Raw genomic sequence first — 6,817 nt, 5'->3', positions numbered from 1 at the left:
TGTGTGCCACGAAGGCAGACACTGTTGCAATAAACAGTGCAGCCATGCTGCACAAAAGATGAGGGAAGGCCCCTCGAAGCCGCCATACAGGTGGAGGCTTCAAACCACCGTAAGCTGCGCCGGTTAAGAGCNGGGGTGGTGAGCGTTACGGAAAAGGCANGNCANGATCNTGTCAGGTAGGTTCCAAGGAGACGAACGNAANTGAATCACTATTGAAGTGTCGAAAGCGTANGGATGAGGTCAAAACCGGGGGGTAGTCGTTAACCCGGGATAAGTTCGGCGGTTACCTGTTTACTGGCNGNGCGGCCTCCGGCATAAAGGTGGCGTGAACTTGGNACAGGCTTTTGTGTGGAACGTGGGAACCTGTCGCCCTGATGCTAAGNGAGAAATACAAGCGGAGGACCCGTAAGTATGAGAGTACCGATGCAGGGCACAGGGGCGGAGCGACCCGTAGTAGTGATGAAGATTCTGTAATGGAATTGGAGCGAAGGGGAAGCATTGACCNGCTTGAAGTAAAGAAAACAACTGGAAACAGGAGGATTGGATTGAACCAAGCAAAGCCGTTTTGTATAGGCTGGTCAATAGGAGCCGGATGAGCGGAGACGTTCACGTCCGGTTCTGTGAGAGCCTGAGGGGGCGGTTCCCTCGGGCTACTCGACTTGTGATACTCTGTAAAGGTAAAATAGACGCACCGATACAAATGGTGAAGATGGTTCTGGATAGATGCGAACTCAGGCTCAATGATCAGAAAACCAAGATAGTCAATGCCTATCAAGATAGCTTTGATTTCCTTGGGTTCCGATTTCAAATGAGACGCAGCCCCCGAAGCGGGAAGTGGTACCCACACACTGAACCATCCAAACGCTCGGAAGAGCGCATCAAGGCAACGGTGAAAAGGTTAACTCACCGCCGAAGAACACCGGTATCGGTGCCAGACTTGATTGATGAGATCAACTATGCGACCCAAGGCTGGTCAGCTTATTTTCACTACCAGCACAGCACGAAAGTGATGACTCGGGTCAAATGGTTTACCGAAGAAAGGGTCCGTAAGCATTTATGCGTACGGCATAAAGTTCGTACCAGGACAAATGGGTATAAACGATTTTCTACAGATTTTCTGTACAACAAGTTGTATTTGTATAGAATCCCAACTTACGCAAAGTGGAAAAGGGCGCAAGCCTTACAATGAAGAACATCGGAAAGCCGTGTACGGGAGAACCGTATGCACGGTTTGATGAGGGAGCACTGAGGATGCAAGGCCTTTGGAACACGTAGTAGCCGCGTGCGGCAAGGCGTCTCGAATATAAAAAGGGCTGAAGAAACCGGCCGAATCAGTGCTCTACTCTACCTCGAATTCCACGGCACCACCAATGATTTTTTTGCGGTGCGTAACTGGACCATCACATCCGGGCGCACCGTATGCGTGGTGGGCGACACCATCCGGGAGAACCTGTTCCCAGACAGTGACCCTGTGGGACAAAAAATGCGTCTTGGAAGGATCTCCTGCCAGGTCATCGGGCTTCTGGCCGCCAAGGGAAACTCCTCCATGGGTCAGGATCAGGATGATTGCGTGATCATGCCCATGAAGGCGGTCCAGCGCCGGTTCACAGGAGACAAGGACATCTCCTTTATCCAGGTGGCGGTCAGGGACGGGGCATCCACCACCACCACCACAGCCGCCGACGCTATCAAAGAACTGTTAAGAACCCGGCGGCACATCGCTGACAACGAAGAAGACAATTTCAGGATCATGGACACCAAAGAGCTTGCCACCATGCTCACTTCCACCACCAAAACCATGACTGCGCTTTTAGGGGCGGTGGCGGCAGTCAGCCTGCTTGTGGGCGGCATCGGCATCATGAACATCATGCTGGTGTCCGTGACCGAGCGCACCAGAGAGATCGGCATCCGGCTTGCCATCCGGGCTTACGAACATGAGGTCCTCATGCAGTTTTTAGTGGAATCCGTGCTGTTGTCTTCCTTTGGCGGAATTTTCGGCATCATCCTGGCCTTGGCCGCATCCTTCGGCCTGACCAAGGTGCTGCACGTGCCCTTTGCACTGGACTGTACCATTATTGTGGTTGCCTTCTTTTTTTCCGCAGCCGTAGGCGTTGTGTTCGGGTATTTCCCTGCCCTGAAAGCCGCCCGCATGGACCCCATTGATGCGCTGCGCCATGAGTAGAAAGCGTTTGACAAAACCTTTTTCTTATTCGGAAAAAAAACGGGTGCCCCACCTTTTGGTAAAGGTTGCACCGGGAGTTAAAAAGCAAGTTCCTATCTGTTGGATTTTGATCTCAGCGATGTTATTTTCATCACAACCGCCAACCAGCTGGAGGCCATCCCGGCGCCCCTGAAGGACCGCATAGATCATCGGGGTCAGAGTAAAATTAATTGTGCAACGTTTATTTTCACTCTGACCCCATTTATTTAAGGGGGGGGCAACGCTGGGAATTTATTGGTGCATGGCGATGATCTTAAAAAAAATATTGCTTTTTTATTTTTAATCATGTTAACCAGTTTTAGTTTGCTTCATACTAAATTATTATGATCATCTAACTATCCGGGCCGGATGGACCGGGTGATGGCCGACGTCAACCGCTACGGGGTCCCAGGCAGGAAGTAAACCAAATCCTGGATGACCCATTGCAGTATTCTTAAAAAGAAGGATTATCATACAGTGATTATAAATTATTTTGCGGCAGCCATACTGGTCACGCCGTTAATTTCTATGGCGTTCCCGGCCATTGATTATTGGCGATCCTGTAAAAACGAAACAAAAGTCGGTCCCCAGGGTGAAAAAGCCGACTATAATTATTTCTTTTATCTGCTGGTAATCGGTGTGTTTGGTATGTGGGGCACATGGATTTTCGGCATTATACTGCTGTTTGCAACCCACGATACAAGCTTTATAAAGCATGGGAGTGTCGGTTCAGCACCGGTCGGGCTGTTTCAGGTGATCGGGTTGATTATCTTTTCAGCCGGTGCCGTGACCTACAACCTGACCATTGTTGCTGCCGGTAAGTATCTGCGCCCTGCCCCTGCCGGCACGCTTGATAAGCATATACTCATCGACAAGGGGCCCTTTGCCCTGATTCGCCACCCCCTTTACATCGCTTATCTTTTAATCAATGTAGGCTTAAGCCTGACTTTTTTATACGTTATACCTCTGTTTTCCGCCGTGCTGATTGTCCTGGGCATTTATCCAACGGCCAGGGCCGAAGAAGCGGTGCTTGTAAAACAGCTTGGCGATAAATATATCCGTTATCAGCAACACGTTGGCATGTTTTTCCCCAGGTCTATATCAAAGTCCAAATAAGTGTTGAATCAGTGTTTACCTATAAGAAAAATCTGACATAACGACTGTCATGAAGTGTCTTGGAAGACTTTCGCTTAGTTGTTCTTTTAATCTTTGGTGGGCTCTATGAATTTAAATACATGTTCAGATATTGAGGCGGGTATTGAACAAAAAAGATCACTGATTCGAACACGAGACCTCTTTGATAACAATTGCAGCCTTGATGATATACAGGATCATTGCAGTCATTCGGAAACCTGCCGGAAATGGCCTTCTGAAATCGGAATTGGTCATGTAACCATGATACAGCTCAGACCGGGTCTTCTTCTGGGTGTCGGAAACTACCGGTTAAAGGAATATATTGAGGTTGCGTTTGAATACACGGAAGCCAACGCGCCTCTTTTTTTCGGATATGTCCAATCCGGCAGCGTCACCTATACATTACAATCCCAGAAGCGTCACCAGAATATCAGCAACAGACCCGGGCATATATTGGTGGGCTATTTACCGGGAGAGCAATGCATGTTCAGACCACCGGTGGGGGTAAGTGTAAGCACCATCGGCATCAGTATTGATCCCTGGTTGCTCAAGACCTGGGTGGGAGAGGAATACCTTCAGGCGCCGGCCGGTTTGAGCAGGATTTTAAATGGCGTGCAAAGACCGTACACTGAGTTATCGCCGAACCCGCCCGAAACCAATACCATCCTTAACCAGATCATAACCTGCCCTTACCAGGGTGCGTTGAAGCGTTTGTATCTGGAAGCCAAAGTGCTTGAGTTGATTATTCATCAAATGGCCCCGTTAAACAGGCCTGCTTCGAAAAAATCCGTCTCATTTGACAAGCGCGATGCGGATTTAATCCGTGAAACCGAACTTCTTTTAAGGGACAACCTTGATAATCCCCCTTCCCTGCCGGAGTTAGCCCGCCGGGCCGGTGTCAATAAAAACAAATTAAATCAGGGGTTCCGGAAAATTTTTGGAACCAGTGTGTTTGAACATTTACGCATCCTTCGCCTTGAACGCGCCCGGGCGCTTCTGGAGAACGAGCACAAGAGTGTCACCGAGGTGGCCTATGAAGTGGGCTATACACACCCGGAAAATTTCACAAGGGCCTTTAAACGACATTTCTGCACATCCCCCAAAGATCACCTTTTTTGATCATTCCTCTAATCCGGACTCACTGCCGTTCCCTCTTTTTTTGCAAAAAAGTGTCATCATGACAGCCAAAACGTCTTTGATGACAGGTAAAAAAAAAAGAGGCGGGATATAGATAAGCCTTCCGGAATTTGGTTGTTACTTTCACAACAACGCACTACAGGAGGAAAAACAATGAAAAAAGGGGAGTCAAGGTTTGTTCTATCAAAAGTTATGAATATGCTGTTTGCAGGTATACTCATTCTAAGCTTTTGTCCGGTATCATTTGCCGTGGCTGATGAAAAAGAGTCAAAACAGGAGACAGTACAAAACAAAAATACCCGCGAAAAATATGAACTGGAGACGATAACCGTTACCTCGCAAAAGCGGGAAGAAAACATCCAGGAAGTACCGGCGAGCATCACGGCCTTATCCGAGATCCAGATTGAGGATGCGGGAATCCAGGACATGGAGGACTTAGGGTTTTACACCCCAAACCTTTACATCGGTAAAGCCGGAAATAATGCGGAATTGACGCCGGTGATACGGGGCATGTACAACCGGATGAATCCCAATCCGACTGTGGGATTGTATGTGGATGATGTCTCCTATTCCCGGCATATGGCCTTTGACACGGACCTTTCTGACATTGAGCGTATTGAGGTGCTCAAAGGCCCCCAGGGAACATTGTTTGGACGGAATACCGAGGCCGGGGTTATAAGAATCATCACAAAAAAACCGGGAGATATATGGGAAGGCAGGGCGTCGCTCACCTATGGAAACTATGATACCCAGGAGTATTCAGCCGCTGCAAGGGGCCCCCTGGTGGAAGATAAGCTTTTTTTCGGCATAAGCGCCAAACAATATTCTTCAGACGGATATTTTGAAAATACCTATCTTGGCACCGATGACGTTGAAAAACGGGATGATCTGTCCGGCCGCGCCACACTCAGATGGACCCCGGCCCCGGCCTGGGATATTATTTTAAACGCCAATGCCCAACAGTGTGAGGACGGTTTTTTTGCCTTTGCACCCTTTGGGGAAATGACACATGAGGTAAGCGTGGACTATCCGGGGAGCCTTGAAAACGATTTAAGCGGGCAGTCGCTGAGTGCAAATTATGAAGGAGAGGGATTCACTTTCACCTCCATTACAGCCCACAGGGATGGGGATTACAGCAATACCTATGATGCGGGCGCCACTGTAGTTGATGATTACAGAGCTGACTATGGGCAGGATCATGGCCAGTGGAGCCAGGAGATCCGTTTTGCATCTCCCAAGAATGCCAAGGTGTTCAAGTGGCTGGTCGGGGCATATTATCTTGACGAAGATTTTGATGTTTCCCTGATCTATGATTATCGGCAGGGATATCCTGCATACGGACTGCCTCCCTATAAATCTGCCATGATAACCGAACTGGATACGACAAACTATGCTTTTTTCGGCCAGGCAACCTATACCTTATGGGAGAAATTGGGCCTGACCGCAGGATTGCGATATGAAAACGATAAAAAGGAGTTTAAGGCAAATACATATAATTCACCGGATGTCATGGGGACCGGAACCACTGCTGTTGAAGATGAAAAGACGCTTGACGTATGGCTTCCAAAATTTGCCGTTGATTATCGCTTCACCCGGGATGTTATGAGTTATGCCAGCGTTGCCAGGGGATACACAGCTGGCTCTTTTAATGATTTGGATGCCTCTGTTTTAGGGATTCCCTATGATGCGGAATATTCCTGGAACTATGAGGCCGGCCTTAAAACCGCCTGGCTGGATAACCAGCTTATCCTGAACTTTTCTGTGTTTTATATTGAATGGGAAGACAAGCAGGTCTTCATTCATACCGGCGCAACAAATGCTTTTTTCAAGAATGCCACAGAGGCAACCAATAAGGGATTTGAACTTGAGGCTCTGGTCAGACCGGTTCCCGGCCTGGAGCTTGTCGGCGGCGTTGGTTATACAGATGCGGAATATGGCAAATGGGAGTCCGGAGAAGACTATGAGGGCAACAAATTGGAAATGGCACCTGAATTCAGCTACAATCTGGCGGCACAATATCGCTACACCCTGTCCGATTCAGCTTCCCTGTTTTGCAGATTGGAACTTCAGCATGTGGGAGATTTTTATCATGATCTGGATAACGAGAGGAAAGAAAGCGCATATAACCTCGTTAATGCCAGGGTAGGTTATGAAGGAGAGTTCAGAAGGCTTAATGTTGGCCTCTATTTATGGGCAAAAAACCTCCTTGATGAAGAATATGCAACTTGCGCCTTTGGCTCTGATTCCATGGGATGGTTTGCACACGCCGGCGACCCTCAAACAGTTGGTGTGACACTGACGTGCCGGTTTTAGGGGGGGCGGCGGCGTTATGAAAAATGGTAAAGA

5 protein-coding genes are annotated in these 6,817 nt (G+C 48.6%); all 5 read left to right on the top strand.

The window, feature by feature from the left end; translation table 11 throughout:
- The first annotated feature begins 592 nt into the window (after positions 1-592).
- The 5 genes from B147_RS33340 (at position 593) to B147_RS28805 (ending at position 6,784) form a co-directional block, all read left to right on the top strand.
- The gene (locus B147_RS33340) at positions 593-1,189 is read left to right on the top strand and encodes a group II intron maturase-specific domain-containing protein (protein WP_020588580.1); all 597 of its coding nucleotides are present in this window, start codon (positions 593-595) and stop codon (positions 1,187-1,189) included.
- A gap of 93 nt (positions 1,190-1,282) precedes the next feature.
- Positions 1,283-2,182: an ABC transporter permease gene (locus B147_RS0117905; RefSeq protein ID WP_020588579.1), complete on the top strand. Its 900-nt coding sequence runs from the start codon at positions 1,283-1,285 to the stop codon at positions 2,180-2,182.
- A 495-nt stretch (positions 2,183-2,677) separates the two neighbouring features.
- Positions 2,678-3,316 (top strand): methyltransferase family protein, encoded by a 639-nt coding sequence (locus tag B147_RS0117895; protein ID WP_157237941.1) that lies wholly within the window; start codon positions 2,678-2,680, stop codon positions 3,314-3,316.
- A gap of 105 nt (positions 3,317-3,421) precedes the next feature.
- Complete coding sequence (locus B147_RS28810) at positions 3,422-4,453, top strand: AraC family transcriptional regulator (protein WP_020588576.1); 1,032 nt, start codon at positions 3,422-3,424, stop codon at positions 4,451-4,453.
- Positions 4,454-4,624: 171 nt separating this feature from the next.
- Positions 4,625-6,784: a TonB-dependent receptor gene (locus B147_RS28805; RefSeq protein ID WP_020588575.1), complete on the top strand. Its 2,160-nt coding sequence runs from the start codon at positions 4,625-4,627 to the stop codon at positions 6,782-6,784.
- Positions 6,785-6,817: the final 33 nt, after the last annotated feature.

This window comes from Desulfobacter curvatus DSM 3379, from assembly GCF_000373985.1.
In the GTDB taxonomy this organism is placed as follows: Bacteria; Desulfobacterota; Desulfobacteria; order Desulfobacterales; family Desulfobacteraceae; genus Desulfobacter; species Desulfobacter curvatus.
The sequence above is the reverse complement of the archived record's forward strand: the minus strand, read 5'-3'. Positions and strand labels throughout refer to the sequence as shown.

Bases quoted from the DNA above. Each gene is read 5' to 3' on its own strand.
- B147_RS28810 (WP_020588576.1), top strand. From the start codon at position 3,422: ATGAATTTAAATACATGTTCAGATATTGAGGCGGGTATTGAACAAAAA.
- B147_RS28805 (WP_020588575.1), top strand. From the start codon at position 4,625: ATGAAAAAAGGGGAGTCAAGGTTTGTTCTATCAAAAGTTATGAATATG.
- B147_RS33340 (WP_020588580.1), top strand. From the start codon at position 593: ATGAGCGGAGACGTTCACGTCCGGTTCTGTGAGAGCCTGAGGGGGCGG.